General features: G+C 67.2%; 25 protein-coding genes. 12 read left to right on the plus strand and 13 right to left on the minus strand.

Annotated elements, in window-relative coordinates; translation table 11 throughout:
* Positions 1-4: 4 nt before the first annotated feature.
* The 4 genes from NX1_RS36520 (at position 5) to NX1_RS24625 (ending at position 3,188) form a co-directional block, all read left to right on the plus strand.
* Entirely contained in the window at positions 5-499 is a 495-nt protein-coding gene (locus NX1_RS36520) for a HEAT repeat domain-containing protein (RefSeq protein WP_169812278.1), read from the plus strand.
* A gap of 410 nt (positions 500-909) precedes the next feature.
* Positions 910-2,352 (plus strand): AAA family ATPase, encoded by a 1,443-nt coding sequence (locus NX1_RS24615; RefSeq protein ID WP_157120030.1) that lies wholly within the window; start codon positions 910-912, stop codon positions 2,350-2,352.
* A gap of 138 nt (positions 2,353-2,490) precedes the next feature.
* On the plus strand, positions 2,491-2,877 hold the full coding sequence (locus tag NX1_RS24620; protein ID WP_068063867.1) for an ADP-ribosylation/crystallin J1: 387 nt from the start codon (positions 2,491-2,493) through the stop codon (positions 2,875-2,877).
* The gene (locus NX1_RS24625; protein ID WP_218024178.1) at positions 2,874-3,188 is read left to right on the plus strand and encodes a type II toxin-antitoxin system Phd/YefM family antitoxin; all 315 of its coding nucleotides are present in this window, start codon (positions 2,874-2,876) and stop codon (positions 3,186-3,188) included. The genes NX1_RS24620 and NX1_RS24625 overlap by 4 nt, the downstream gene beginning before the upstream one ends.
* Positions 3,189-3,545: 357 nt before the next feature.
* Here the strand turns inward: NX1_RS24625 and NX1_RS24630 are convergent, their stop codons facing one another.
* Positions 3,546-4,679: an alpha/beta hydrolase gene (locus NX1_RS24630; protein ID WP_068063869.1), complete on the minus strand. Its 1,134-nt coding sequence runs from the start codon at positions 4,677-4,679 to the stop codon at positions 3,546-3,548.
* Between the two features lie 487 nt (positions 4,680-5,166).
* Here NX1_RS24630 and aceA point away from each other — a divergent pair, with 487 nt between their 5' ends.
* From aceA to metE, 3 genes are all read left to right on the plus strand, one after another.
* Complete coding sequence (aceA, locus tag NX1_RS24635) at positions 5,167-6,456, plus strand: isocitrate lyase (RefSeq protein ID WP_068063871.1); 1,290 nt, start codon at positions 5,167-5,169, stop codon at positions 6,454-6,456.
* Between the two features lie 170 nt (positions 6,457-6,626).
* Entirely contained in the window at positions 6,627-7,514 is an 888-nt protein-coding gene (locus NX1_RS24640; protein ID WP_068063873.1) for a 3-hydroxybutyryl-CoA dehydrogenase, read from the plus strand.
* Between the two features lie 418 nt (positions 7,515-7,932).
* Positions 7,933-10,236, plus strand: coding sequence for a 5-methyltetrahydropteroyltriglutamate--homocysteine S-methyltransferase (gene metE, locus NX1_RS24645; RefSeq protein ID WP_068063875.1), 2,304 nt, complete (start codon positions 7,933-7,935; stop codon positions 10,234-10,236).
* A 273-nt stretch (positions 10,237-10,509) separates the two neighbouring features.
* Here the strand turns inward: metE and NX1_RS24650 are convergent, their stop codons facing one another.
* Both NX1_RS24650 and NX1_RS24655 read right to left on the minus strand, forming a co-directional pair.
* Entirely contained in the window at positions 10,510-11,748 is a 1,239-nt protein-coding gene (locus NX1_RS24650; protein WP_245668664.1) for an AI-2E family transporter, read from the minus strand.
* A gap of 186 nt (positions 11,749-11,934) precedes the next feature.
* On the minus strand, positions 11,935-12,990 hold the full coding sequence (locus NX1_RS24655) for an NAD(P)-dependent alcohol dehydrogenase (protein ID WP_068063877.1): 1,056 nt from the start codon (positions 12,988-12,990) through the stop codon (positions 11,935-11,937).
* Between the two features lie 216 nt (positions 12,991-13,206).
* On the opposite strand from NX1_RS24655, the gene NX1_RS24660 reads away from it, so the two are divergent.
* Positions 13,207-14,307, plus strand: coding sequence for a S1C family serine protease (locus NX1_RS24660; RefSeq protein ID WP_068063879.1), 1,101 nt, complete (start codon positions 13,207-13,209; stop codon positions 14,305-14,307).
* Positions 14,308-14,313: 6 nt separating this feature from the next.
* On the opposite strand, the gene NX1_RS24665 is transcribed toward NX1_RS24660, so the two are convergent.
* The 4 genes from NX1_RS24665 to NX1_RS24680 all read right to left on the minus strand — a co-directional run bounded on the left by NX1_RS24665 (position 14,314) and on the right by NX1_RS24680 (position 16,513).
* On the minus strand, positions 14,314-14,880 hold the full coding sequence (locus NX1_RS24665; RefSeq protein ID WP_068063881.1) for a vitamin K epoxide reductase family protein: 567 nt from the start codon (positions 14,878-14,880) through the stop codon (positions 14,314-14,316).
* Complete coding sequence (locus tag NX1_RS24670) at positions 14,877-15,626, minus strand: thioredoxin domain-containing protein (RefSeq protein WP_068063883.1); 750 nt, start codon at positions 15,624-15,626, stop codon at positions 14,877-14,879. Before NX1_RS24670 ends, NX1_RS24665 begins: the two co-directional genes overlap by 4 nt.
* Positions 15,627-15,842: 216 nt before the next feature.
* Positions 15,843-16,286 carry a PIN domain-containing protein gene (locus NX1_RS24675; protein ID WP_068063885.1) on the minus strand — a complete coding sequence of 148 codons (444 nt, stop codon included), beginning with the start codon at positions 16,284-16,286 and terminating at the stop codon, positions 15,843-15,845.
* Positions 16,283-16,513, minus strand: a complete 231-nt coding sequence (locus NX1_RS24680; RefSeq protein WP_068063887.1) for a ribbon-helix-helix domain-containing protein — start codon at positions 16,511-16,513, stop codon at positions 16,283-16,285. Before NX1_RS24680 ends, NX1_RS24675 begins: the two co-directional genes overlap by 4 nt.
* Positions 16,514-16,653: 140 nt before the next feature.
* Here NX1_RS24680 and NX1_RS24685 point away from each other — a divergent pair, with 140 nt between their 5' ends.
* Positions 16,654-17,433 carry a class I SAM-dependent methyltransferase gene (locus NX1_RS24685; protein WP_068063889.1) on the plus strand — a complete coding sequence of 260 codons (780 nt, stop codon included), beginning with the start codon at positions 16,654-16,656 and terminating at the stop codon, positions 17,431-17,433.
* Between the two features lie 146 nt (positions 17,434-17,579).
* Positions 17,580-18,230: a transcriptional repressor LexA gene (gene lexA / locus NX1_RS24690; RefSeq protein WP_068063891.1), complete on the plus strand. Its 651-nt coding sequence runs from the start codon at positions 17,580-17,582 to the stop codon at positions 18,228-18,230.
* Between the two features lie 150 nt (positions 18,231-18,380).
* On the opposite strand, the gene NX1_RS24695 is transcribed toward lexA, so the two are convergent.
* Genes NX1_RS24695 through NX1_RS24710 form a run of 4 tightly spaced genes read right to left on the minus strand, consistent with a single transcriptional unit; the run spans position 18,381 to position 21,102 of the window.
* A complete protein-coding gene (locus NX1_RS24695; RefSeq protein WP_068063959.1) occupies positions 18,381-19,226 on the minus strand; it encodes a polyphosphate kinase 2 family protein in 846 nt (281 codons plus the stop codon).
* Positions 19,227-19,272: 46 nt separating this feature from the next.
* A complete protein-coding gene (locus NX1_RS24700; RefSeq protein ID WP_068063893.1) occupies positions 19,273-20,001 on the minus strand; it encodes an ESX secretion-associated protein EspG in 729 nt (242 codons plus the stop codon).
* Positions 19,998-20,645: a hypothetical protein gene (locus NX1_RS24705; protein WP_084501734.1), complete on the minus strand. Its 648-nt coding sequence runs from the start codon at positions 20,643-20,645 to the stop codon at positions 19,998-20,000. Before NX1_RS24705 ends, NX1_RS24700 begins: the two co-directional genes overlap by 4 nt.
* Positions 20,646-20,679: 34 nt before the next feature.
* Positions 20,680-21,102: a hypothetical protein gene (locus NX1_RS24710; protein WP_245668665.1), complete on the minus strand. Its 423-nt coding sequence runs from the start codon at positions 21,100-21,102 to the stop codon at positions 20,680-20,682.
* A gap of 165 nt (positions 21,103-21,267) precedes the next feature.
* On the opposite strand from NX1_RS24710, the gene NX1_RS24715 reads away from it, so the two are divergent.
* The gene (locus tag NX1_RS24715) at positions 21,268-22,014 is read left to right on the plus strand and encodes a GntR family transcriptional regulator (RefSeq protein ID WP_068063895.1); all 747 of its coding nucleotides are present in this window, start codon (positions 21,268-21,270) and stop codon (positions 22,012-22,014) included.
* A 103-nt stretch (positions 22,015-22,117) separates the two neighbouring features.
* Entirely contained in the window at positions 22,118-22,324 is a 207-nt protein-coding gene (locus NX1_RS24720; protein WP_068063896.1) for a hypothetical protein, read from the plus strand.
* Positions 22,325-22,422: 98 nt separating this feature from the next.
* Here NX1_RS24720 and NX1_RS24725 read toward each other — a convergent pair whose 3' ends face one another.
* Entirely contained in the window at positions 22,423-23,055 is a 633-nt protein-coding gene (locus NX1_RS24725) for a class I SAM-dependent methyltransferase (RefSeq protein ID WP_068063898.1), read from the minus strand.
* Positions 23,056-23,127: 72 nt separating this feature from the next.
* A complete protein-coding gene (locus NX1_RS24730; RefSeq protein ID WP_068063899.1) occupies positions 23,128-24,378 on the minus strand; it encodes a saccharopine dehydrogenase family protein in 1,251 nt (416 codons plus the stop codon).
* Between the last annotated feature and the right edge of the window lie 24 nt (positions 24,379-24,402).

Consider the following 24,402-nt stretch of genomic DNA (forward strand, 5'->3'; position numbering starts at 1 on the left):
GGAGTTGATCAACTCTCTGGTGGCAATTCCTGGACGGCCGACCAGGGGTACGCCGCGTGACATTCTCGAACACTTCGGGGTATCCGATGGGAAAAAGCTTGGGCTGGACCTGATTCAGGATGCGATTGAGAGATGTGACCGCCGTGACGTGAGACCGGCCCTCGTCGTAGCTTACGCGTTCGGCATCGATTCCGACTACCTGCCGTCATTTCTTCAACTGGCGCAGGCGGATTGGCATCAGGCGCATGAAGACATCGCATTTGAACTCGGAAAGATGCGGTCGCCACGTGCAATCGAGGCTTTGTTTCATCTCGCCCGATGGGTTCCTGACTATCTTGCGTGGGACGATAATCGAGCCCTGGCGTCGAAGGCGATTTGGGCGCTGGGCGGCATACCTGGGCCGGAAGCCGAACGAGCGTTACTGCAACTGCAGGATTCGGAGAATCAGATAGTTCGGTCGGCTGCGAGAAAGCAGCTTGCCCGACGGAGGTCTGTGTGATGCAGCTACGATGCGCGCAATAATTGCTGTTGGAGTAGAAATAGACACAAGTCGGCAAAGTGGAGACTACGACGCTGTGGCGTCCGATTGGGACGACTTAATCGAAGGCATCAACCGCAAGTTGCCGTCCTGGAACCGGTTGGCGCTGGCGGCGGTAGCGACAATGTGATCAGCACAGCAGCTGGTCTATGGCGCCGCTCGACGTCGGATGTAGGCGGTCGACCTACTGGCCACCGCCGCACTGTTGCGCGAAGGACTGCATGCCTTCAGCGGGACGGGCTCATCCTGAGCCTGTGTTCGAGGTGGACGAGCTCGCCGCGGAGGGTGTTCTCGAAATGAGGATGTATAGTTAGTGGAAATATACTTCCTCAAATTGAGCGGAGGTTCCGCTGATCGAGAAGCCAGCCGACATGTTCGACCGCGAGCGCGAGTGGCAGGCTCTGGCGCGGTTCGTCACGAGCGGGCAGCCGCATGCCACGCTGGGCGTGGTGTCAGGTCGGCGCAGGCAGGGCAAGACGTTCCTGCTCGAGGCGATTTGCGAGGCAACAGGCGGGTTTTATTTCGCCGCAGACCAGGCGACCGAGGCGGAGTCACTGCGCTACTTCGGCTCGGCGGTCGCGGAGTTCAGTGGTTCGGGTCTGCCCGTTCGGTTCGATGACTGGCGCCAGGCTGTCGACGCGCTCCTGACCGTGACGGCAGACCGCGAGGTTCCGGTTGTCATCGATGAGTTCCCCTACCTTGTGAAGGCCAGTCCCGGGTTGCCGTCGATCATTCAATCGGCGTTGGCGCCGCGGAGGCCGGAGCGATTGCGGTCGCGTGCCCGCCTGCTGCTGTGCGGGTCGGCGATGTCGTTCATGGGTTCGCTACTGGCGGGTGGCGCGCCGCTGCGAGGTCGAGCGGGACTCGAGTTGATCGTCCCGACCCTGGACTATCGGCTCGCCGCCGACTTCTGGGGGATCAGCGACCCGCAGCTGGCGATGCAGGTTCATGCGATCGTCGGCGGAACACCGGCATATCGGCGCGAGTTCGTCGAAGGTGACGCGCCCGCGGACCTCGATGACTTCGACGACTGGGTGCTGCGAACGGTGCTCAATCCGTCGAGTCCGCTCTTTCGCGAAGCGCGGTATCTCCTGAGCGAGGAACCCGGATTGCGCGACCCCGGGCTCTATCACTCGGTATTGGCCGCCGTCGTACAAGGCAACGCGACCAGCGGCGGGATCGCTTCATACGTAGGACGCAAAGCCAGCGACATCACTCATCCACTGACGGTGCTGGAAGACTGCGGCCTGTTGCGCCGAGAGCGCGACGCGTTCCGTGGGAACCGCATGATCTACCAGATCAATGAACCGCTGGTGGCCTTCTATCACGCGATCCAGCGCCCTGACTGGACGGAATGGGAACACGGGCGCCGGTCGGAGCGGCTGTGGGAGCGTCGCCGCCACCGCTTCGAAAGTAATGTGCTGGGGCCTCACTTCGAGGAGATCTGCCGCGCCTGGGTTGTCGGCTATGCACCGGATGACTTCTTCGGTGGGCATGTCACGCGGGTGGCGAGCGGGATGGTCAACGATCCCGCGCAAAAGACCACGCACGAGATCGATATCGCAGTTTTCGGTGAACGTTCCGACGGTCGCGAAACGCTGCTGTCCATCGGTGAAGCCAAATGGAACGACAGGATGGGCCTCGGTCATCTCGATCGGTTGCGGCGGATCCGGGACCTGCTCTCGGACAAGTTCGATACGAGCGGAACGCGATTGGCTTGCTACAGCGGCGTGGGTTTCATGCCTGCGCTGATCGAGGCGGCCGGGGCGGAGGATGTGGTCCTGGTCGACTCGGACATGCTTTACACCGCTTAGCCTTTCACCTGCCTGTCGACTTCGATCGTGCGTCCCGGTAGTGAGACCAGGGTCCGTTCTGAAGCAGGGAATGGTGCGCAATCTAGCACGGCAAAGGCGTTACGAGCGCGAAATAAATGCTGTTGGAGTGGAGGGGAAATGAACGGAAGCCGGAAAGTGGAGACTACGACGCTGTGGCGTCCGACTGGGCCGGAGGAGCTGCAGTTGGTTGCGAATTCCGGATGGCGGGCATGGCCGCCTCGGCTGCCGGATCAGCCGATATTCTATCCGGTACTGACTGAGGAATACGCGGTGATGATTGCGCGCGACTGGAATGTTCCGGCCTGCGGGTCGGGTTTCGTGACGAGATTTTCGGTCGAGTCCGCGTTCTTGGCTCGTTACGAGGTGCAGCAAGTCGGTGGTCGGGAGATTCTCGAATACTGGATTCCTGCCGAAGACCTCGAAGAATTCAATCGGCACATCGTCGGTGAGATCGAGGTGGTTCAGAGGTTTCCGGCTGACGCCCGAGTTCAGGGAGAAGGGTGAATTCGGTGAAGGGGCAGGAATGCCGGCCGCTCGGGGTCGTGGCGGGCGACTGGGGAGGCGAGGCGGAGGCTGACTTCAGGGCAGTTCTCGATGCGGCGACAGAGGACAGCGACGAAGTTGTCATTGACCGCAATGGTGGCGAAGAGCCCGCCGTCGTCATCGGCGTGCGCGAATACGAGGCGCTGAGGGAGACGGCCTACCTGCTGGGCAGCCGGGCGAATGCTCGCCGTCTGATGGAGTCCCTCGACAATGTCGAGCTGGGTCTGGTCGCACCGCGCCCGCCGACCGATGGCCGAAGTGCGGAGGTGTGAGCCGGAAGCTTGTCGACGGCCGATGGTTGTGGAGGTGTATCTGGCGCGGTGGTCGGGTTCGTACGGCCCACTAGCTCGAGCGGACGGCAGAGATTTCGAGGATGTGTAGTTAGTGGAACTGTACTTCCTCAAAGTCGGCGCTCTTTCCGCTGATCGCGACTGGCTCGCTACAGCGGTGTGGCTTTCACGCCCACGCTGATCCACGCGATCGCGGCGGGGGATGTAGCCGTGGTCGACTCGAGGCAGCCTCAGCTGACGTGCAGGTTCGGGTTGGTGCCGCGTGGAACCGCGCGAGAAGAAAAGAAGCGACCCCGCACGGTGCGGCACGGGGTCGCTCGACGAAGTGTGAAACCTATTTCAGGAGAACAGGTTTCGCACGAACGGAAGGGAGTCGGGGAGGGAGGCGTTCACCGCTCCGCTGTGGTCCTGCTGGTAGGTGTGCAGGGTGATGGGCTGGCCGCCGGCTTGGAGGGTGGCGGCGAAGGCGAGGGTGGCGGGGGTGATGACGTCGGTGTCGCGCAGGCCCTGGCCGAGGAAGAGGGGGCGGTCGTAGCCGGATTGGGGGAGGCCCATGGTCCTGGTGAGGACGCCGCGGAGGTCGGGGATCTGGGCGAGCGGGCGGGCGAACAGGTTGCCGAGGACAACATCGGCGGCGGCGAGTTCTTCACCGAACGGGTTGATGCAGGCGGCGCGGGCACGCGAGAGCCATTCCCGGCCTGCGTCGGTCAAGTAGGAGTCGATGTCGAGTTCGGGGTAGGTGGTGCGCAGCCCGTTGAGGATGTACAGCACGTAGGCGGTGGTGTGCGGGCTCAGTTCCATCGGCGGTATGCCGGGGCCGAGTGGCAGCAGGATGTCCTCGATGTAGGCGGGCACGCCGGTGCCGACGGCGCCGCGGTAGTCGAGCTCGGGTCCGCCGAACTCGGTGGCGTAGCGGGCGGTGAAGACGGCCGCGCCGCCGCCCTGCGACTGCCCGACCACGACCCACTTCTTGGCCAGCGAGGGGTACTGCCGCGTCGCGGCCTTCACCGCGTCCACCACGTTGTGCGCTTCGACGGTGCCGTTGAGGTAGGGGTGCTCGCCCGGGGTGCCGAGTCCGGCGTAGTCGGCGGCGACCACGGCATAGCCCTGCTGGAGCCAGGTGCCGAGGTAGGCCCAGTCGCGTTCGCGGGCGCCGGGGCCGGCGATGCTGTACGCGCAGTCGTCGCCTAGGCCGACCGTGCCGTGCGCCCAGGCGATCACCGGCCAGCCGCCCTCGGGAGGCGTTCCGGCCGGGAAGTAGACGGCCGCGCTCGCGGTGGTCGGCGCGTCGCCCACGGTCGTGGAGCGGTAGAGCAGGCGGGCCGCGTCCGCCGCGCCTGGCGGCGTCGCGATCGCGGCGAGCGGGGCGACCGACTCGACCGTGCCCGCGGCGGGCTCGGCGTTCGCGGTGGAGGGGTACAGCAGGGCGGTCGCGCAGGCCGTGACGGCCGCGGCGAGGCACAGTTTCCGCATGGGGCTCCTGTTCGATGGCGTCGACGTGATGCTCCGAATGGAGTTGGACGCTTGATCGAGATTGATTCTCGGTTCAAGTCTGCCGCATCCGCGCGCACGGTTCGCGGCGAAGGGTGTCCCGGCCCACACCGAGGGCGGCCGCCCCACCCTGTGAATCCACTCACAGGGGGCCGTGTCCCGGCGTGTTGCGACGGGGGTGGGCGGAGATCGCAAACAGTACGAGCGTTACGCTAAAACCCCACGTCAGAGCTACCTGCGGGTAGGTTGCACGCTTGCAATTCGCCCGCAAACTTTGCAAAGTTAGCTTTCATCAGGCGAAACCTAGCTGAGATTCACATTAGCAACAGGTAGACGCCTATTTCTCGGTGTGCCATCGTGTGGAAGTACACCCCATGGGCCTAGCAAGCCTGCAAATTGCCGCTTCAGCAGTCCGAGTGGAATCTCGGTGAGCGCGGCACCCAGAACGATCAGAGAAGTGGAGTCAGAGATGTCGACCACCGGCACCCCGAAGACCGCTGCGGAAATCCAGCAGGATTGGGACACCAACCCCCGCTGGAAGGGCATCACCCGTAACTACACCGCGGACCAGGTGGTGAAGCTCCAGGGCACCGTCGTCGAGGAGCACACGCTCGCTCGCCGCGGCTCGGAGATCCTGTGGGATCTCGTGAACAACGAGGACTACATCAACTCCCTCGGCGCCCTCACCGGTAACCAGGCGGTCCAGCAGGTCCGTGCCGGCCTGAAGGCCATCTACCTGTCGGGTTGGCAGGTCGCCGGTGACGCGAACCTGTCCGGCCACACCTACCCGGACCAGTCGCTGTACCCGGCCAACTCGGTGCCGCAGGTCGTGCGCCGCATCAACAACGCGCTGCTGCGCGCCGACGAGATCGCCAAGGTCGAGGGTGACACCTCGGTCGCCAACTGGCTGGCTCCGATCGTCGCCGACGGCGAGGCCGGCTTCGGTGGCGCGCTCAACGTCTACGAGCTGCAGAAGGCCATGATCGCGGCCGGTGTCGCCGGTTCGCACTGGGAGGACCAGCTGGCCTCCGAGAAGAAGTGTGGCCACCTGGGCGGCAAGGTGCTGATCCCCACCCAGCAGCACATCCGCACCCTGACCTCCGCGCGCCTGGCCGCCGACGTCGCCGGCGTGCCGACCGTGGTCATCGCCCGCACCGACGCCGAGGCCGCCACCCTCATCACCTCCGATGTGGACGAGCGCGACCGTGAGTTCCTGGACGGCACCCGCACCTCCGAGGGCTTCTTCGGTGTGAAGAACGGCATCGAGCCCTGCATCGCCCGCGCCAAGGCCTACGCCCCGTACTCCGACCTCATCTGGATGGAGACCGGTGTGCCGGACCTCGAGGTCGCGCGCAAGTTCGCCGAGGCCGTCCGTGGCGAGTTCCCGGACCAGCTGCTGGCCTACAACTGCTCGCCGTCCTTCAACTGGAAGGCGCACCTGGACGACGCGACCATCGCGAAGTTCCAGCGTGAGCTCGGCGCGATGGGCTTCAAGTTCCAGTTCATCACCCTGGCCGGCTTCCACTCGCTGAACTACGGCATGTTCGACCTGGCGCACGGTTACGCCCGCGAAGGCATGACCGCGTTCGTCGACCTGCAGGAGCGCGAGTTCAAGGCCGCCAAGGAGCGTGGCTTCACCGCCGTCAAGCACCAGCGTGAGGTCGGCGCCGGTTACTTCGACACCATCGCCACCACCGTGGACCCGAACACCTCCACCGCGGCGCTCAAGGGCTCCACCGAAGAGGGTCAGTTCCACTGAGTTGACCAGCCAGCAGTGATGCAGGCCGACAACCCTCTACTCCAGTAGGGGTGTACCGCCCTCCCCGCCGAACAGCCCCGGCGGGGAGGGCATCCCTATACCTTGGACCAAAACCCAAGCCATCCCAGACCCAAGCCATCCCAGCCACACCAGACCAGCAGGAGCGGGACGTGAGCAGCGAGAAGATTCAGCGTGTCGGCGTCATCGGCGCCGGACAGATGGGTGCCGGAATCGCGGAGGTGTGCGCCCGGGCGCATGTCGACGTGCTCGTCTACGAACAGACCCGGGAACTAGCCGCTGCCGGTCGCGCTCGCATCCTGCGCTCGCTGGACCGTGGCGTGAGCAGCGGCAAGATCACCGAGCGTGAGCGTGAGCAGGCCGCGTGGCGGCTGCGCTTCACCTCCGATCTCGGCGACTTCGCCGACCGTCAGCTGGTCGTCGAGGCCGTGCTGGAGAACGAAGAGGTCAAGACCTCGATCTTCGCCGAACTCGACAAGGTCGTCACCGACCCCGGCGCGGTGCTCGCCTCCAACACCTCTTCCATCCCGATCATGAAGATCGCCGTCGCGACCGCCAATCCCGAGCGCGTCGTCGGTATGCACTTCTTCAACCCGGTGCCGGTGCTGCCGCTCGTGGAACTGGTCACCACGCTGAAGACCAGCGCCGCGGTCTCCGAGCGCGCCGAGGCTTTCGCGGGCGACGTGCTCGGCAAGCAGGTCGTCCGCTCGGCCGACCGCTCCGGCTTCGTCGTCAACGCGCTGCTGGTGCCGTACCTGCTGTCCTCCATCCGCATGGTCGAATCCGGTTTCGCGACCAAGGAAGACGTCGACAAGGCCATGGTGCTCGGCTGCGCCCACCCGATGGGCCCGCTGGCGCTGACCGACCTGGTCGGCCTCGACACCGTCAAGTCCATCGCCGACTCGATGTACGCCGAGTTCAAGGAGCCGCTGTACTCCGCGCCGCCGCTGCTGATGCGGATGGTCGAGGCGGGGCTGCTCGGCAAGAAGACCGGCGCTGGCTTCTACCAGTACAACTCCCCCGCCTCTCCGCGTACTTAACGGGCGGCGCGGAGCCGTCGGCGTCGGGCATCCGTGCCGGCGGTTGGGCGCCGAACCGATTCCGGTCGTACCCGGCGAGTTACCCGGCCCTTGCGAGATCAGTTGTCGCTTGGGCGAAGGAGTTCGCCGGGCCTCGGCCTTGGCGCTCAGCAGCGTCGATCCGTTTCCTCAGGTGCACGTCGCCCCGCAGGTGGCGGCGTCCACCATCACCGGGCATAAGCTGCGATCGGTCGAGGCGGGTCGGCTGAGCTGGGGGCCGCCGCTCCTCGCTCGCAGTGATACCAGTAGTAATCGGCATAAGCTGCAAGGACGCTGGGTCGTTGGCGCGGCTCGGCAGGACACCGAAAAGCGCAGCGCTGCGCGTCGTCCGCCGTACGAGCGGATATCGCGCAGGTGATCGGAAGGGAACTCCCGCGCAATGGTCAACGTCACGGATGGCTACGGGTCGAGCATTCTGGGATATCCCAGGATCGGACCGCATCGGGAACTCAAGCGGGCGCTGGAGTCCTACTGGCACGGCTCGCTCTCGCGTGAGGAGCTGCTCGAGGTCGGTCGCGACATCCAGGAGCAGCAGTTCAGCGAACTGGCCGCGACGGGTCTCACCCAGGTGCCAGGCAACACCTTCTCCTTCTACGACCACGTGCTGGACAACGCGCTGATGTTCGGCGCGGTGCCGAAGCGGTTCCAGCCCTATCAGGACGTGATGGAGCCGCTGGACTTCTACTTCCTGATGGCGCGCGGACGGCCCGACCTGCCTCCGCTGGAGCTGGTGCGCTACATCGACACCAACTACCACTACCGCCAGCCCGAACTCGACGCCGAGACCGACTTCTCGCTGCATCCCGAGGCCCTGCTCGACGAGTTCGACCGCGCCAAGGAGCGCGGTATCGAGCTACGCCCGGTCATGCTGGGTCCGCTCTCGCTCCTGCTGCTCTCCAAGGCGGGCCAGGTGCCCGGCGAGGCCGAGTTCGACACGCTGACCCTGCTGGACAAGTTGCTCCCGGTCTACGAGGAGCTGTTCGACATCCTCGCCAAGCGCGGCGCCACCTGCGTCCAGCTGGACGAGCCCGCGTTCACCAGCGAGCGCAGCGAGGCGGAGCTGGCCGCGTTCGAGCGGGCCTACCAGCGGCTGTCCAAGGCGCCGCTGCGGCCACGCATGCTGGTCACCGGTCAGTACGGCGATTTCGGACCGGCGCTTGCCATCCTCGCCGCCTCCAATGTCGAGGCGATCGGTCTCGACCTGGCCAGCCACCGTATCCGCCCGGAGGACCTCGCCGAGGTGCCAGGCATCCGCCGCAAGCGGCTGTACGCGGGCGTGATCAGCGGCCGCAACGTGTGGCGCGCGGACCGTTACGTGACGCTGGAATACCTCAACGAACTGGCCAAGGTGTGCCCGGATCTGGTGGTCTCCACCGGAAGCACGCTGCTGCACGTGCCCTACGACCTGCTCGTCGAATACGACATCGAGGGCAACGTCGCCGATCGCCTCGCCTTCGCGAAACAGAAGGTGGGCGAGGTGGTTTCGCTGGCCAAGGCGCTCACCGAGGGTCCGTCGGACAAGTGGCGCAAGCGGCCGACGGAAGTGCACTTCAAGCAGAAGCACGCGGTGCGCCAACGGGTTTACGCGATCACGCCGCAGATGCGCGAGCGCGAACCCTACGAGCAGCGGCGAATCGCCCAGCAGGCCAAGCTGAATCTGCCGCCGGTGCCCGCCACCACGCTCGGCTCGTTCCCGCAGACCGACCGAATTCGCCAGGCCAGGTACGAACTCGGCGAGGGACGCCTTTCCTACGACGAGTATCGCAAGCGGATCGAGGCCGAGATCGAGGCGACGATCCGTCTGCAGGAGGACATCGGTCTCGACGTGCTGGTGCACGGCGAGCACGAGCGCAACGACATGATCCAGTACTTCGCCGAGCTGCTCGACGGCTTCGCGACCACCCACTTCGGCTGGGTGCAGGTGTACGGATCCCGTTGTGTGCGACCGCCGATCATCTACGGCGATGTCGCGCGCCCGGCGCCGATGTCGGTGGAGTGGATCACCTACGCCCAGTCGCTCACCGACCGCCCGGTCAAGGGCATGGTGACCGGCCCGGTCACCATGCTCGCGCGTTCGTTCGTGCGGCAGGACCAGCCGCTGCACGAGACCGCCGACCAGGTGGCGCTGGCGATCCGTGACGAGGTGGTGGATCTGGAGCGGGCGGGCATCGCCATCATCCAGGTCGACGAGCCCGCGATCAGGGAGATGCTGCCGCTGCGCGACGTCGGCCGCGCGGAGTACCTGCGGTGGGCCGTCGGCGCGTTCCGGTTGGCCACCTCCGGCGTGCGGCCGGAAACCCAAATCCACACGCACATCGGCTATTCCGGTCGCGCCGAGGTGGTGGAGGCGATCGAGCAGCTCGACGCCGACGTCACCGCGATCGTCGCCACGCGCTCCATCGAGTGGGTGCTCAAGGCGCTCAAGGAGGACTGCGCCTCGGGCCACGGCCTGAGCCACGGTGTCGGTCCCGGCGTGTACGAAAGCCGTTCGGCCCGCATCCCGGACATCGACGAGCTCGACGAACTGCTCACGGCCGCAGCCGAAGCCGTCACCCCGGAACGACTGTGGGCCAATCCCGACGGCGGGCTCAAGACTCGCCACTACTGGCAGCTCGAGCCCTCGTTGCGCAATATGGTCGCCGCCGCCCGTCGCATCCGGCGGCGCATGCCGACGGCCGAATAAGCAAGCCGACACGGGCCGCCTTTCCGCCGCGAAACGGAAAGGCGGCCCGTTCGCGCCTCTACGGCGGGGACCCCGACTCGCTACGTCGCGTGTTCGGCACTACGCGCGGTGAAATCCGCCCCGACATCGACATGGATTTCGTCGTCGACGCCGTCGCCGCTCCGATCTACTTTCGCGCGCCTGTTCGGCCATCTGCCGCTGGACGACGAACTCGCCGAAGCATCGGTGGACGCGGTCATGCGCTCGGCCGCGGCACCGGGCGCGGACCGCCCTTCAGTGCTGGTTGCCGGTGAGCCGGACGACGAAATCGCGCAGCCGGTTTCGGCCGTTGCCTTTCGGCGGTTCGGGAGATGCGGGTTCGACCTCGGTCTCCACCTCGTAGCGCCGGATGTAGGCGCCCGCGAAGGCTTGCACGGTGGCGGTGACGGGGATGGCGAGCAGGGCGCCGGTGGCGCCGAGTAGGGCGGCGCCCGCTATCACCGCGCCGAACGCGACCGCGGGGTGCATGTCGAGTGTGGTGGCCGTGATGCGTGGTTGCAGCACGTAGTTCTCGAACTGCTGGTAGAGGACGATGAATCCGAGGATCCACAGCGCGTCGCCGGGGCCGCCGTTCACCATCGCGACGATCACCGGAAGCGCGCCCGCCAGGTAGGTGCCGACGGTCGGAATGAATTGCGAGACCACGCCGACCCACAGCGCGAGCGCGAAAGCCGATGGTACGTCCAGTATTCGCAGCATTACGTAGTGCGCGATCGTCGAGCAGACGGCGAGCAGGCCGCGCGAATAGATATAGCCGCCGGTCTTCTCGACCGCGATGTCCCAGGCGCGCAGCACATGCCGTTGACGATGCGGTGGTAGCAGCGAGGACATCGCGTTGCGGAAGCGCGGTCCGTCGGCGGCGAAATAGAAGGTGAACAGCAATACGCCGAGCCCCTGGAAGAGTGCGCCGATCGCGGCCGTGCCGATGCCCCAGGCGTTTTCGGCCAGACCGACCAGATAACCCTCGATCTGGTCGCTCCACTGAGTCGCGTATTTCTGAATGTCGGTGCCGGACAGTTCCGTGTGGAATGTGTGATTGACCCAGTCGACGATCCGGTCGGCGTATTCGGGCGCGTTTTGCACCAGCGTGGTCACCTGGTTGACGAGCAGCGCGCCCAGCGTCCACAAGAAACCGACGACGATCAGCAGCAGCCCGATGAACACCACGCCCGTCGCGATGCCGCGCCGCACACCGCGCGCGGCCAACCAGTTGACCGCGGGCTCGATGGCGAAGGCGAGGAACAGCGAGACCATCAGCACGGTCAGCAGACCCTGGAGTCGCTGGAGCACCCAGAACCCGAAGATCAGTGCGGCGACCGTGGCGGCGGCGAGCAGGAAGGCGCGCAACAGCCACGGCGGCGGCGCGTTCGAGACGCCGGATGTCGACGCCTCGGCTTTCGGCTTCTCGGGCTCGGGCGGGTGGGAATCCGCACCGGACTTCGGGGTGGTCGAGTCTTGGTCATCCGCGGACACAAAACCACGGTACTGAGCCGCACGTCCGGACGCTCGCAACATGCCTGCGTGGGCACGAACACATACGCAAGCCCTCGACGGCGCCGCGCACGGCCGGATCGGACGCGCGGCTACGCCCGATCTGCGCAGTCGGACGGAGTCCGTCGACAGCCCCGCGCACGGCCGGAGCGCAGGCGGAGGTACGCCCTAGATGGTCGCGGCGTCGATGACGAACCGGTATCGCACGTCGCTGGCCACGACGCGGTCGTAGGCGTTGTCGATCTCGTCGGCGGAGATCAGTTCGATCTCGGCGCCGATGCCGTGCTGGGCGCAGAAGTCGAGCATCTCCTGGGTCTGCGCGATGCCGCCGATCATCGAGCCCGACAGCGACCTGCGGTATCCGGCGAGGGTGAACGGCTTGACGCTCAACGGGTTCTCGGGCAGGCCGAGGATCACCAGGGTGCCGTCCAGGTTCAGCAGCCTCATGTAGTCGTCCAGCGGCAGGTCGGCCGAGACCGTGTTGAGGATGAGGTCGTAGCGGCCGCGCAGTTCGCGGAAGGTCTGGCGATCGCCGGTGGCGTAGTAGTGATGCGCGCCGAACCGCTTGCCGTCCTCCTGCTTGCTCAGCGAGTGGCTCAGCACGGTGACCTCAGCGCCCATCGCCGCGGCGATCTTCACGCCGATGTGCCCGAGCCCGCCCATGCCGATGATCGCGACGCGTTTGCCCGGCCCGGCCTCCCAGTGCCGCAGCGGCGAGAACAGGGTGACGCCCGCGCAGAGCAGCGGCGCGGCGACGTCGAGCCCGATGCCTTCCGGGATCGACACCACGAAGTTCTCGGTCACCACGACCTGGGTGGCGTAGCCGCCCATCGTGTAGCCGCCGGGCTGCACCTCGGGCGCGACGGGGGAGTTGTAGGTCATGGTGGCGCCGACCTCGCAGTACTGCTCCTCGTCGGCCAGGCACGGCCCGCACTTGCCGCAGGAATCGACCATGCAGCCGACGCCGACCCGGTCGCCGACCTTGTACTTGGTCACCGCAGAACCCACCGCGGCGACCAGGCCCGCGATCTCGTGGCCTGGCACGCACGGGTAGCGAGTGCCGCCCCATTCATCGCGGGCGGTGTGGATGTCCGAATGGCAGATGCCCGCGTACTTGACGTCGATCAGCACGTCGTGCGGGCCGAGTTCCCTGCGCTCGATGGTGAGTTTCTCGAAGGCTCCGTCGGGAGCGGGCAGGGCGTAGGCGGCGGCAACAGTGCTCATGGATACATGCCTACCGTCGCATGCACGGGATTGCCAACCCCAACGGTTTCAGATGCCGCGTGTTTGCCGGGACGGGTTTGCTTCGCGAAGCGTCGGGGATGCCCATGCTGTCCGGAATTCCGCCTCTCGACGGGTGCGAGGGCCGCGAATCCTGATCTACGGTGAAGATCTCCGGCCACAATGGAATTCGTCAGGCGTAACAGAGGCGGGAGTGCCATGGGCGACGGACGGCGCGGTAGGAGCGGGCGAGCGCTCGCGCTGATCGTCGTCGCCGTGCTCGGGCTGGCCGGCTTCCTCGGTTATCGCGGTGAATTGCCGGGCTGGCCGCTGCTGGCGGGCCCGGGTTCGGTCGTCGCGCAGCGGGAGCCCGAAGCAGCCCCGCCCCTGGACCCGGTCGCCGTCGCGGCCGCCGTAGACCCGGCTCTGGTGCACATCAGCACCGCGGCCCAGCTGTTCGGTCAAGGCGCCGCGGGATCGGGCATCGTGCTCACCGCCGATGGCCAGGTGCTGACCAGTCATCACGTGGTCAAAGGCGCCGAATCGGTCACCGTGACCTCGGTCGGCACCGGGCAGGTCTACTCGGCGACCGTGCTCGGCTACGACTCGAGCGCCGACATCGCCCTGCTCGAGCTGCCCGACGCCGCCGGGCTCACGATCGCGCAGCTCGGCAGGTCCGCCGATCTGCATCTGGAGGACGAGGTGCTCGCGATCGGCAATGCGGGTGGCACGGGTGGTCCGCCGACCGCGATCGCCGGGAAGATCACCGATCTCGACACCACGATCGTCGCGCTGAACGCGGCGGATCTGTCCCGCAAGGCGCTGTCCGGGATGCTGGAGATCGCGGCCGCGGTGAGTTCGGGACAGTCCGGGGGAGCGCTGGCCGATCGGCGCGGCGCGATCGTCGGCGTGATCACCGCCGCGTCGGGCGATCGCGACCGGGCGGTCGATCGGCAGCCCAACGGTTACGCGGTGCCGATCGACACCGCCATGCGCGTGGTGCGCCAGATCCGCTCCGGTACGCCGACCGAGACGGTGCACATCGGCCCGACCGCCACGCTCGGCGTGCTGATCTCCGACGCGAAGCCGAGCGGCGCGCGCATCGACGTCGCGATCTACGGCAGTCCCGCCGCTGCGGCGGGACTCAACGACGGTGAGGTGATCACCTCCATCGACGGCAAGGCGGTCACCACCGCACGCGCCCTGCGCGCCGCGATCAACGTCCGTAAGCCCGACGACACGGTGCGCCTGGGCGTGATCGGACCGGGCGGCGTCGAGCGGACGGTGACCGTGGTGCTCGGCAAGGGCGCGCCGAACTGACGTGGGTCAGAACAGGCTCAGCCAGTAATCCTGGAACCGCAGGAAGACCAGCAGCAGCACCACCGCGTAGAACAGCGCGACGATGGTCCAGCGCCATTCGGCGAGCACGCGCAGCGGGCCGCGCGACGCACCCCACAGCTGGTCGGTGGCCACCGCGAACAGCGGGGTGACGATCGCCCAGACCACCATGCAGTAGGGGCACAGCGCGTTGATCCGGTACAGGCTCTGGAAGATGAGCCAGCAGACGAAGCCGGTGCCCAGCACCGTGCCCACCCACAGGCCGCCCCAGATCCACCTCGGGAATCCGAGTCCGGCGACCGCGAGGACGCCGAGCGTGACCACCACGGAGAAGGCGACGATGCCCATCAGCGGATTGGGGAACCCGAAGACGGCGGCCTGTTCGGTCACCATGACCGAGCCGCAGGACAGGATCGGATTGATGCTGCACGTGGGACGGTAGCCGGGATCGGTGAAGAGCTTGAATCGCTCGATGGTCAGCGCCATCGAGGCGAGCCAGCCCGCGAGGCCGCAGATCAGCAGCAGCCAAGCGGACCGGGGTGGCGCGGCGATCACTGGCCCGCGGCCGCCGCGGCGATGGCCTGCTCGAGCGTGCTCGGGTTGACCTGCTGACCGTTCACGAACACCGTGGGCGTCGACTTGATGCCGCTGTCGAAGGCCTTGTTGGTGGTGGACGCGACGAACTTCTCGTAGGTGTGGTCGGTGATGCAGCTCGCGACGGCGTCGGTGTAGCCGACCGACTTCGCGATCTCGACCAGCTTCTCGTCGGGCAGGCCGTTACCGCCCTCCGGCGGCTGCTGGGCGAACATCGTCGACAGCCACGCCTGGTACTTGGTCGGATCCTGTTCGGCGACACAGTAGGAGGCGTTGGCCGCGCGGGTCGAGTACTGGGTGGTGGACGCCTTGTCCAGGAACGAGATGATGTTGTATTCGACCGCGGCGGTTCCGCTGTTCACCGCGTCCTCCAGCACCTTGCCGTAGGTGGCCTCGAAGGCCTTGCACGCCGGGCACTGAAGGTCGGCGACCACCCGGACGGTGACCTTCGCGTCGGGCTTGCCGATCCGGATCGAGCCGTTGTCGGTGATCGAGCCGGTGACGGCGCCCGGCGCCTGCGCGGCGGCGATGGTCGGGCTCGGACCGGGATCGTCCTTCTCCGCCTTCTTGATCGCGATTCCGATGCCGATCGCGGCGACCAGGCCGATCAGCACGGCGGCCACCCCGACCTGGATGAGGATCTTGCGGTTGCGGTCGGCGCGCTCCGCCTTCAGCAGCGGATTAGTCCGTCCCGGATTGTTGCTCACCGTGCGTTCACCACGCCTTTCGCTCGCCTGCCGGTTTCGCCTGCCGCCACGATGGTAGTTCCGCAACTCCTCGACGAGCGGGCACGGTCCACATCTTCGCGGGTCAACCTGAGAGATTCCGAAATGTCGTGCGCATCCGGCTCAGCGCGCCTCGGCTCCGCTCACCACGAGGTAGACGGCGTCGCGCGCCCACGAATGCGGGATCGCGCCGCCGGCTCAAGCGTCCTGGAGCAGCAACCGGAATGAGGAGTGGGCAGGAGTCAGTGGCCTGATAGCGCGAAAGTCCTGCTCATCCAACGTCAGAATATCGTTGGTCAGATAGCGTTCGGCGAGTACGACGTTGACCGCGTCGGCGAGGTCGAGTCGGAGACCGCGATACTGTCCCATGATCTGCTGCGACGCTCGAAGATCGACACGGTCGATCGGTGGCACGAGTACCGCGCCCTCCTCGGCGGAGGTGAGCAGATCGTCGAGGACGAGATCGGCGATGCGACGGTCTTTGCCGAATCGGGCGATCAGCAGATGATCGATTTCATCGAGCACCAGAGGCGAGACGACGGCCACCGACGTGGCCAAGAGGTCGCGCGCCCGATCGTGCAGCTCCGCGGCCCGATCGTAGGCCGCAATGATGGCCGAGGTGTCGGCGATGAAGAAGCTCACCGCCCGTATGCCTCGCCGAGCAAGTCCTCACTGCTGGCGGCGAAGTTCGGATCCCCGGAATCGAACGACGGCCATGGCCTGCTCCGGCTCACCTTCTGTGTGCGGAGTAGTACGAGGTCGATCCCTTCTCTGATGAGATCGGCTTCCGACCGCCCGGACTCCTCTGCGGCCTGCTTGAGACGGGCCGCCTGCTGGGACTCGAGGTACACGCTCGTCTTGGTCTTCACAGGATGTAGGGTACTACGTAGGGTACCGGTTCGGCCATGGATCGGCCGGCTGTGTGCGGTCCATTGGCAGTCGGCTCGCGCAGCGCGAATAGAGCGAGCGGCAGCGCCGGACGCGGACGCTCGCCGTCTACCGTTGATGCATGTCCGGGGATACCGTGCGCGACTTCTACGACCATTTGGCCGGGGACTACCACCTGCTCTACCAAGACTGGCCCGCGGCGGTCGCGGGGCAGGGGCGCGCGTTGGATCGGGTATTGCGGGGGTCTTTGGGGGCGGGGCCGTCGACTGTTTTGGACGCGGCATGCGGGATCGGGACGCAGGCGATCGGATTGGCGGCGTGCGGGCACTCCGTGGTGGGGATGGATTCGAGTCCGGTGGCTGCGGTGCGGGCGGCCGAGGAGGCGCGGACGCGGGGGTTGCGGCTGCCGACGCTGGCGGGCGACATGCGGGCGCTGCCGTTCGACGGCGGGTGGGCGGATGCCGTGGTGTGCGCCGACAACGCGTTGCCGCACCTGCTCACCGCCGTCGAGGTGGATACGGCGCTCGGGGAGATGTGGCGGGTGCTGCGGCCCGGCGGTCTGCTGGTGCTGACGACCCGTGACTACGACGCGTTGCGCGCCGCCAAACCGGCTGGGCAGCCGCCGAAATCGGTCGATTCGGCGATGGGACGCGCGATCACCTTCCAGCTCTGGCACTGGGACGACGACGGTGAACGCTACGACTTCGAGATGTTCCGGCTCACCGAGGGCGGCGACGGCTGGGCCGTTCGGGTCGGGGCCGCGCGATACTGGGCATTGACCAGGGCGCAGCTGACCGAGTTCGTGATCGAGGCTGGTTTCACCCAACCGGCCTGGCACTCGCCGGAGGAAACCGGGTTCTTCCAGCCGGTGCTCACCGCGCATCGGTCCGGCCCGGCCTGAGTCGCAACGGATCTCGCCGCGCTAGGCCGTAACGCAGGACGCTGCGTGTCGGGCCGACCGGCCGCGCGGCGTCGCTGCAACACGGGGCACGGCCGCTCCGGCGCCGCGGACGGAGTTTGTCCGCCCTCGCCTCTAGCATTTCCCGGGTGACCGCATACGACTTCGAGCATCTCGACACTTCGACGCTGCCGCCGCGCCAGCAGCGCATCCTCGCCGTGATTCGGGACTGGGTAGTCGAATACGGGTATCCGCCGAATACCAGACAGATCGGCGACGCGGTCGGCCTGCGGTCGGCGTCCTCGGTCTCCAAACATCTGAAAAGCTTGGAGGAGCGCGGTTTTCTGCGCCGAGGCGACGCGGTGACGCGCCCGATCGACGTGCGGTTGTTCCTCCATGGCACGACTCTGGCGGAGCGATCCGACGCCGCGGTCACCGTTCCCGTGGTCGGCGACATCGCCGCCGGCGCCCCGATCCTTGCCGAGCAGCACACCGACGACACCTTGACGCTGCCCCGCGAATTGGTCGGTAGGGGAACGGTTTTCGCGCTCCGCGTGCGTGGAGACTCGATGATCGACGCCGCCATCTGCGACGGCGACACGGTGGTGGTGCGCCAGCAGAGCGAGGCGCAGTCCGGCGACATCGTCGCCGCCATGATCGGCGAGGAAGCCACCGTCAAGGTGTATCGCCGCCGCAACGGCCACGTCTACCTGGAACCGCGCAACCCCGCCTACGACGTCATCGACGGCGACGAGGCCGTGATCCTCGGCAAGGTCGTCTCGGTGATGCGCCGGATCTGACGGCGCGCGGCGGGCGGCCCCCGCCGGGAGGGGAACGGCGGGGGCCGCGGGGATACCGAGGAGGAGCTGTTCGGCTCGACCGACCGCCTCGGTGTGTTCTGTTATCTCCGCGGACGCCCATTTCGCAGCACCCGGTTGCGCGAGCAGCGGCTAGGCACGCTCCAAGCGGCGGAGTTGTTCGGCGATGTCGAAATTCGCCGGAGGCCAATGGAGGTCCAGCTTCTCCAGCGCATCGATGAGCAGCTCGGTGACCGCGAGGCGGGCGTACCACTTGTGGTCGGCGGGCAGCACGTACCAGGGCGCGTCGGCGGTGGAGGTGCGGTCGAGCATGGCCTGGTACGCCTCCTGGTAGGCGGGCCAGTAGGCGCGCTCGTCGATGTCGGAGGGGTTGAACTTCCAGTACTTGTCCGGGCGCTCCAGCCGCTGGCGCAGCCGTTTCTTCTGCTCGTCCAGCGAGACGAACATGGCGACCTTCACCAGCGTGATGCCCTCGCCGATCAGCTCTCGCTCGAACTGGTTGATCTCGTCGTAACGCGGCTCCCACTCCTCGCGCGGCACCAGCTCGTGCACCCGCACCACCAGCACGTCCTCGTAGTGCGAGCGGTCGAAGACGCCGAGCTGGCCGCCGCGCGGCAGCGCCTTGTTGACGCGCCACAGGTAGTGGTGCCGCCGCTCCTCGTCGGTCGGGACGCCGAACGCCGCGCGGTCGACGCCTTGCGGATCCACCGAGCCGATGACGTGCCGGACGATGCCGCCCTTGCCCGCGGTGTCCATGCCCTGCAACACCAGCAGCACGCTGCGTCTGTCGCCGGAGCGCCCATTGGCGAAAAGCTTCTCCTGAAGGCCGGACAGCGCCTCGCCGCGCTGAACCAGCAACTCCTGGGCTTTTTGCTTGTCTCCGGTGAATCCGGGTGTCGACGAGGTCGCCAGATCCGCGATACGCAAGCCGTGGGCTTTCAGTGCCTCGGTGACCGGGACAGACCAGTACTCCACCATCGACCACACTTACCACGTCCGTCCGCGCCCGGGGCGGCGTTCGGCGTCAGCGGATCTGCGCGAGCCGCAGCAACTGCACGGCGAAGTCGTCGTCGGTGACCGGGGTGAGGATCAGATCGTGCGACGTGGTCAGCAGGTAACGGCCGTCGCCGGTGAAATCGAGCCAGGTGCGGTGGCGCGTCGGAGGTGACATCGGATTGTCCGGGTCCACGGTCACGGTGATGAAGCCCCGGCAGTCCACCGGCTTGCGCAACGTCTGCCGGAAGCGGGCCGCGCCGCGCTGGCCGTTGGCCGCCGGCGCGTCGACCGGCTCGGTGGTGAGCACCGCGTCCTGCGGCTCGCGCATCGCGCCGAGCCGTCCCGCGTGCGCCGAGCCGATCACCTGTACCAGGCGCTGACCGAGGTTGCGCGCGTGACACATCTGCACGGTCACCTTGTCCGGCGAAGCGACGAGCACGCCCGCGTGATTGTGCACTATCGATGCGAACGCAAGGATGCGATCGCCATCGGACGCGCTGCCGTTGCGCCCCGGCGCGCTGCGCTCGCCGGAGATGGTGATGGTGGTGGCGTCGGTGCGGGCGCACAGCATCAGCGCGGCGGCCAGGTCGGGATCTGCCTGCTTGGCGAACCGCTGTGGCAAACGCAATGCTGCGTACTCGGTTTCGGTGCGCACGGTGGACGACGGCACCATGTTGATCGGATACGGTCGCCTGTCCAGATTCGTTTCGCTTTCCCAGACATGCGTGAATTCGTCCGGGGTGAGGACCCATCTCACCGTGCGCCGCCCCCGCCGTCGGAGGGGGCGCGCGGCGGGGTGAACCGGGGCACGCTGTCGCCGGAGGCGGGCATGGTCGGGGTGTAGAGGTAGGTCATGGTGTCCTGGACATCAGCCTCGGCCGTCGCGGCGGCCAAGTCGTGCTCCATCCTCCGGCGCCCGCCGAACACGGCCTCCGCGGCCGCGTCGTCCCGCGGCGTGTAGCGCCGCGGTTGCGGGATCGCGGCTCGGATAGTCTGCGCCGCATCGCGATTCAGCTCCATGAGGCGCTGCACCGCCCGGCACACGTCGTGCGCTTCGGCGCCCGCCCTGATGAACTCGCGCGTCGCACGCTGCGCCGCCTCGGCGGATCGCCCTGACCAGCGGGCGAATTCGCGATTGGCGATATCGGCGAAGCTCTGGAAGGCGTCCGCGATCGCGTCGGCGCCGGCCTGCCACGCCGCGGCGGTCTCGCCGAGCGCGCCGGGATCGAGCGCTTCGTGCACCCGGTCCCATATCTCCACGTGGGTGTAGGCGCCGAACCGCTCCCGTTCCGGCGCGTAGGCGGGATCCGTTCCACCGCTGGATGTTCCGGTGGACGCGGCGAGTGCGCGTTGCTGCACCCTGATCTCGTCGGCGGCGGCTCTGGCTGCGGCGTCCACCACGGTCACCACCTCCGCATTCCGGACTCGCGCGCGGTCATCGCGGATCCAGGTACTCGGTGACCAGTTCGAGCGCGGCTCGATTCGCCGCCTCCGCGTCCGCGAGTTTACGGCCCGCCGCCAGATACGCCGCCTTGAAGAGCAGCGCGGTCTCCTGGAAGGCGGCCACGGTGTCGAGGAACTGCCTGCCTTTGTCGCCGAATCCGGCGGCGAGGCCGCGACCGCTCGGCAGGTCGGGAAACCCGCCGACCTCGGTGACCGAATGTCCTACGGCCATGGCCTTTCGCAGGTCATCGACCAGCCGGTCGCAGGCCGCCGCGAGATTTTCTGCCACGTCCTCGGCGAGCTCGAAACGCTCGGCTCCGTCCGCCCCGACGGCCGCCGCGTACAACCCCCTGGCCAGCCCCTGTCCGGTATCCGGCACCGCCATCTGGGTCGCCCCCTTCTGCTCGGTCCACACCCACGGCCATACTGGTCGGAACTCTACCGCTCGGTAACCACCCCCGTTGCCGGCTTTCCCGCGCGCACCTGCTGTGATGTGGCGCACGGTCGGCGGCCGGGCGTGATTCGCGGGCTGATTACACTGACCGGAAGTATTGGTGGATCGAGGAGCGGAAGGCGTTCGGTGCCAGACATCGAAGAAGTACTCCCGAAGTATCAGCAGATTTCGGGGTACATCCGTGACCAGATCGAGCGCGGCGAACTCGCTCCCGGCGCCGAAGTGCCCTCCGAACGCGAGCTCGCCGTCGCGTGGAAGGTCGCGCGCCCGACGGCTGCCAAGGCGTTGAATACGTTGCGCCAGCAAGGATTGGTGGAATCCCGCCGCGGTTCGGGCACCTTCGTTCGCGGTCCGGACGCGGTGCCGCTGGTACGCGAATCCGCCGGGCGGGCACGGCAATACGGCGCGATGTACGCCGAACGGGAGCCGGTCGACATCCTCGCCGCCGAACTCGTCGACGGCCCGGACTACGTGACCGACGCGCTCGGTCTGGTGGCCGGTAGCGAGGTGATCGCCCGCAGGCGATTGGTCACCGGAGACAACGGCGACGCCGAGCTATCGACGTCCTGGTTTCCCGGTGATCTGGCGAGCGTCGCGGACCGTCTGCTCGACACCAAGCGGCTGCCCGGTGGCACCGCCATGTACCTGGAGGCGGTGACCGGTCGCCGGGTGGCTTCTGTTTTCGACGAGGTCAGCGCCCGCCTGGCGACCTCGGAGGAGCGCAAGCGGTTGCGGCTGGCCCGCACCTCCGCGGTGCTGGTGTACCGGCTCACCGCACTCGATTCCGACGGCGCCGCACTGCAATTCGACGAGGGGATCTACCCGCCCGAATCCTGGGTATTCCGCCAGGAATATTCCGTTCGCGGCGCGTGACACGCGGCCGATGACGCGCCGTGTGGTCGTTGACAAGGCCGGATGACGCCTGGAATAGTCCGCTTTGCTGAGGTATGGCCTAGGCCGGAGGGTGGGAGGTGCGATGCTCGATCAGTTGACCATCGGTGGCTGGGTAGTCGTCGGCGAGCACTGCTCGGTCCGGCGCGCCGCGTTGCACTGCGACGACTACCTGACTTACGTCTTCGAGAACGGTGGCACCGAACTCGATTTCGCGGTCGCGCCCGCCGTGCTGCGACGGATGGTCGAGCTCAGCGGAATCCAGGTGCCCGTGGGCGAGCAGTCCGACTGACCGAGTCTTCGGTTCGCGCCGCAGGACCCGTCCGAGACACTCCGTGTGACGGCTCCGGGGCGCGGGAACCGAAAGTTCGATCCTTCAATGCTTTTCGCTCAGGCCGGGCGGGTCGCGCTGACGTATTGCAGCAGCCGGTGCACGCTCTGATCGATCTCGACCAGCCCGAGTTCGCGAAACAGGTTCGGGAAGGTCTCGTGATCGAACACCCGCAAACCGCTCAAGCCGCCGACGATTCGGCTCGCGTGCCCGAACGGGTTGTCGGCGCGGTGACTGGTTGTGATGGCGATGCGGCCGCCGGGGGCGAGCACGCGCACCATCTCCCGGGTGGCGGCCAGCGGATCGGGGATCAGATAGAGCGCCCCGAAACAGCACACCGCGTCGAAGACGCCGTCCGCGAAAGGCAATGCGCGAGCGTCCCCCCGCAGATAGCCGACGCGCGGACCGGCGTTGTCGACTACCGCCCGCGCCAGCATCGGTTCCGAGTAGTCCACGCCGACGGCAAAGCCGCCCTCGGACAGCGATTCACTCAGGTATCTGGTGAAATTCCCCGGACCGCAAGCGATGTCGAGCACCTTCTTGTCGCCGGACAAGCGCAACGCGCGCACCGCGTCGCGGCGATCCGACGCGGTGCTGCGACCGCTGGCCAGGTAGAACAGCGCCGGCCGCCAGGCGCGTTCGTAGACGGCGGCCAGCGCAGGATGATTCATGGTGCGGCGCGCCAGGTTCACCGCGCCGCCCTCGCGGACTCGTTCTGCACAGCAAGCTCCTCGACGGTGGGAAGCGTGATGCGGCAGCCTGTTTCAGGCCCGCCGCACCTCGATGGTCATGCCCGCCGCGCGCAACCGGTCGGTCAGCGCGTCACCCATGGCCGCGGCCGGGGTGAGGATGCCCGCCAGCTCCGGCTGCTTATCGGTGTCGAAAGCAAGGCACAGCCCGGATTCGCCGAGCATGACCGCGGTGGCCTGGTAGCCGGGGTCGCCCTTGGCCTGGAACGTCGCCACGTACTTCGCGCCGGAGGTGGTGTGCGCGTAGGTCTTCATGGAGAACCAGCCACTGCGCCTTGCCTCTTCACTCGGTCCGGTGCCCGGCTTCGGCAGCACCCGATCGAGCAGCTTGCGGCCCGCCGACACCCGCGAGAGCAGCGCGCCGGTGGCCATGGTCGCCACGATGCCGCCCGCCATGCCCGCGGCAACCAGCGGCGCGGCCGCCGACTTGCCCGCGCTCATCACTTCGCGGTAGCGGAAGTTCTTGCCGTACACCCAGCCGAGCAGACCGTTGCTGCGCCGCACGATCTTGGTGTTGTGCGCGGCCATCACGAAGGTACTCACCCAGCCGTCCAGGCTCGGGTCGATGCTGCTCGCGCGCTGCAGCGCCTGATCGGACTGGCGGCCGACGTCGGGTTCCATCGACTTGTCCGGGCTCAGCGAGTAAGGGTGCGAAAGCACCGAGGCCTTGCTGGAATCGGCCGCGATGGCCTCCATCATGGCCCGGCCGGAATCGATGGTGCCGCCGCTGACGCCGCCCTTGAGCGAGGCGATCAGCGTGGTGTCGGTGAGCTCGCCGGCGTTGTCCGAGACGGAGGCGCGGTACAGCTGGTACACGCTCAGATCGGACGGAACCGAGTCGAAACCACAGGAGTTGACGATCTTGGCGCCGGTGCGGCCTGCCTCCTCGTGGTAGATGTCGATGGCCTCACGGATGAACAGCGGCTCGCCGGTGAGATCGGCGTAGTGGGTGCCCGCCTTCGCGCAGGCGGCGACCAGCGGCAGGCCGTAGCGCAGGTACGGGCCGACCGTGGTCACCACGACCTTGGTGCGCGCGGCCAGCGCGTCGAGCGCGGCCTGATCGGTCGAATCGGCCACGACGAGATCCCACGACGCGGCCTTCGGGCCGAGTTCCGCGCGGACCTTGGTCAGCTTGTCCAGCGAGCGGCCCGCCAGCGCGATGTGCGCGCCGGACGGCGCCGCGTCGAGCAGGTACTCCGCGGTGAGCTTGCCGACGAAACCTGTCGCACCGAAGAGGGCGATGTCGAATTCGCGGTTGTCTGCCATAGGTATTCACTCCTGGTAGATCGC

It is taken from the genome of Nocardia xishanensis NBRC 101358 (genome assembly GCF_001613365.1).
Taxonomy (GTDB): domain Bacteria; phylum Actinomycetota; class Actinomycetes; order Mycobacteriales; family Mycobacteriaceae; genus Nocardia; species Nocardia xishanensis.

Bases quoted from the DNA above. Each gene is read 5' to 3' on its own strand.
- NX1_RS24615 (WP_157120030.1), top strand. From the start codon at position 910: ATGTTCGACCGCGAGCGCGAGTGGCAGGCTCTGGCGCGGTTCGTCACG.
- NX1_RS24620 (WP_068063867.1), top strand. From the start codon at position 2,491: ATGAACGGAAGCCGGAAAGTGGAGACTACGACGCTGTGGCGTCCGACT.
- NX1_RS24630 (WP_068063869.1), bottom strand. From the start codon at position 4,679: ATGCGGAAACTGTGCCTCGCCGCGGCCGTCACGGCCTGCGCGACCGCC.
- aceA (WP_068063871.1), top strand. From the start codon at position 5,167: ATGTCGACCACCGGCACCCCGAAGACCGCTGCGGAAATCCAGCAGGAT.
- metE (WP_068063875.1), top strand. From the start codon at position 7,933: ATGGTCAACGTCACGGATGGCTACGGGTCGAGCATTCTGGGATATCCC.
- NX1_RS24655 (WP_068063877.1), bottom strand. From the start codon at position 12,990: ATGAGCACTGTTGCCGCCGCCTACGCCCTGCCCGCTCCCGACGGAGCC.
- NX1_RS24660 (WP_068063879.1), top strand. From the start codon at position 13,207: ATGGGCGACGGACGGCGCGGTAGGAGCGGGCGAGCGCTCGCGCTGATC.
- NX1_RS24685 (WP_068063889.1), top strand. From the start codon at position 16,654: ATGTCCGGGGATACCGTGCGCGACTTCTACGACCATTTGGCCGGGGAC.
- NX1_RS24695 (WP_068063959.1), bottom strand. From the start codon at position 19,226: ATGGTGGAGTACTGGTCTGTCCCGGTCACCGAGGCACTGAAAGCCCAC.
- NX1_RS24720 (WP_068063896.1), top strand. From the start codon at position 22,118: ATGCTCGATCAGTTGACCATCGGTGGCTGGGTAGTCGTCGGCGAGCAC.
- NX1_RS24730 (WP_068063899.1), bottom strand. From the start codon at position 24,378: ATGGCAGACAACCGCGAATTCGACATCGCCCTCTTCGGTGCGACAGGT.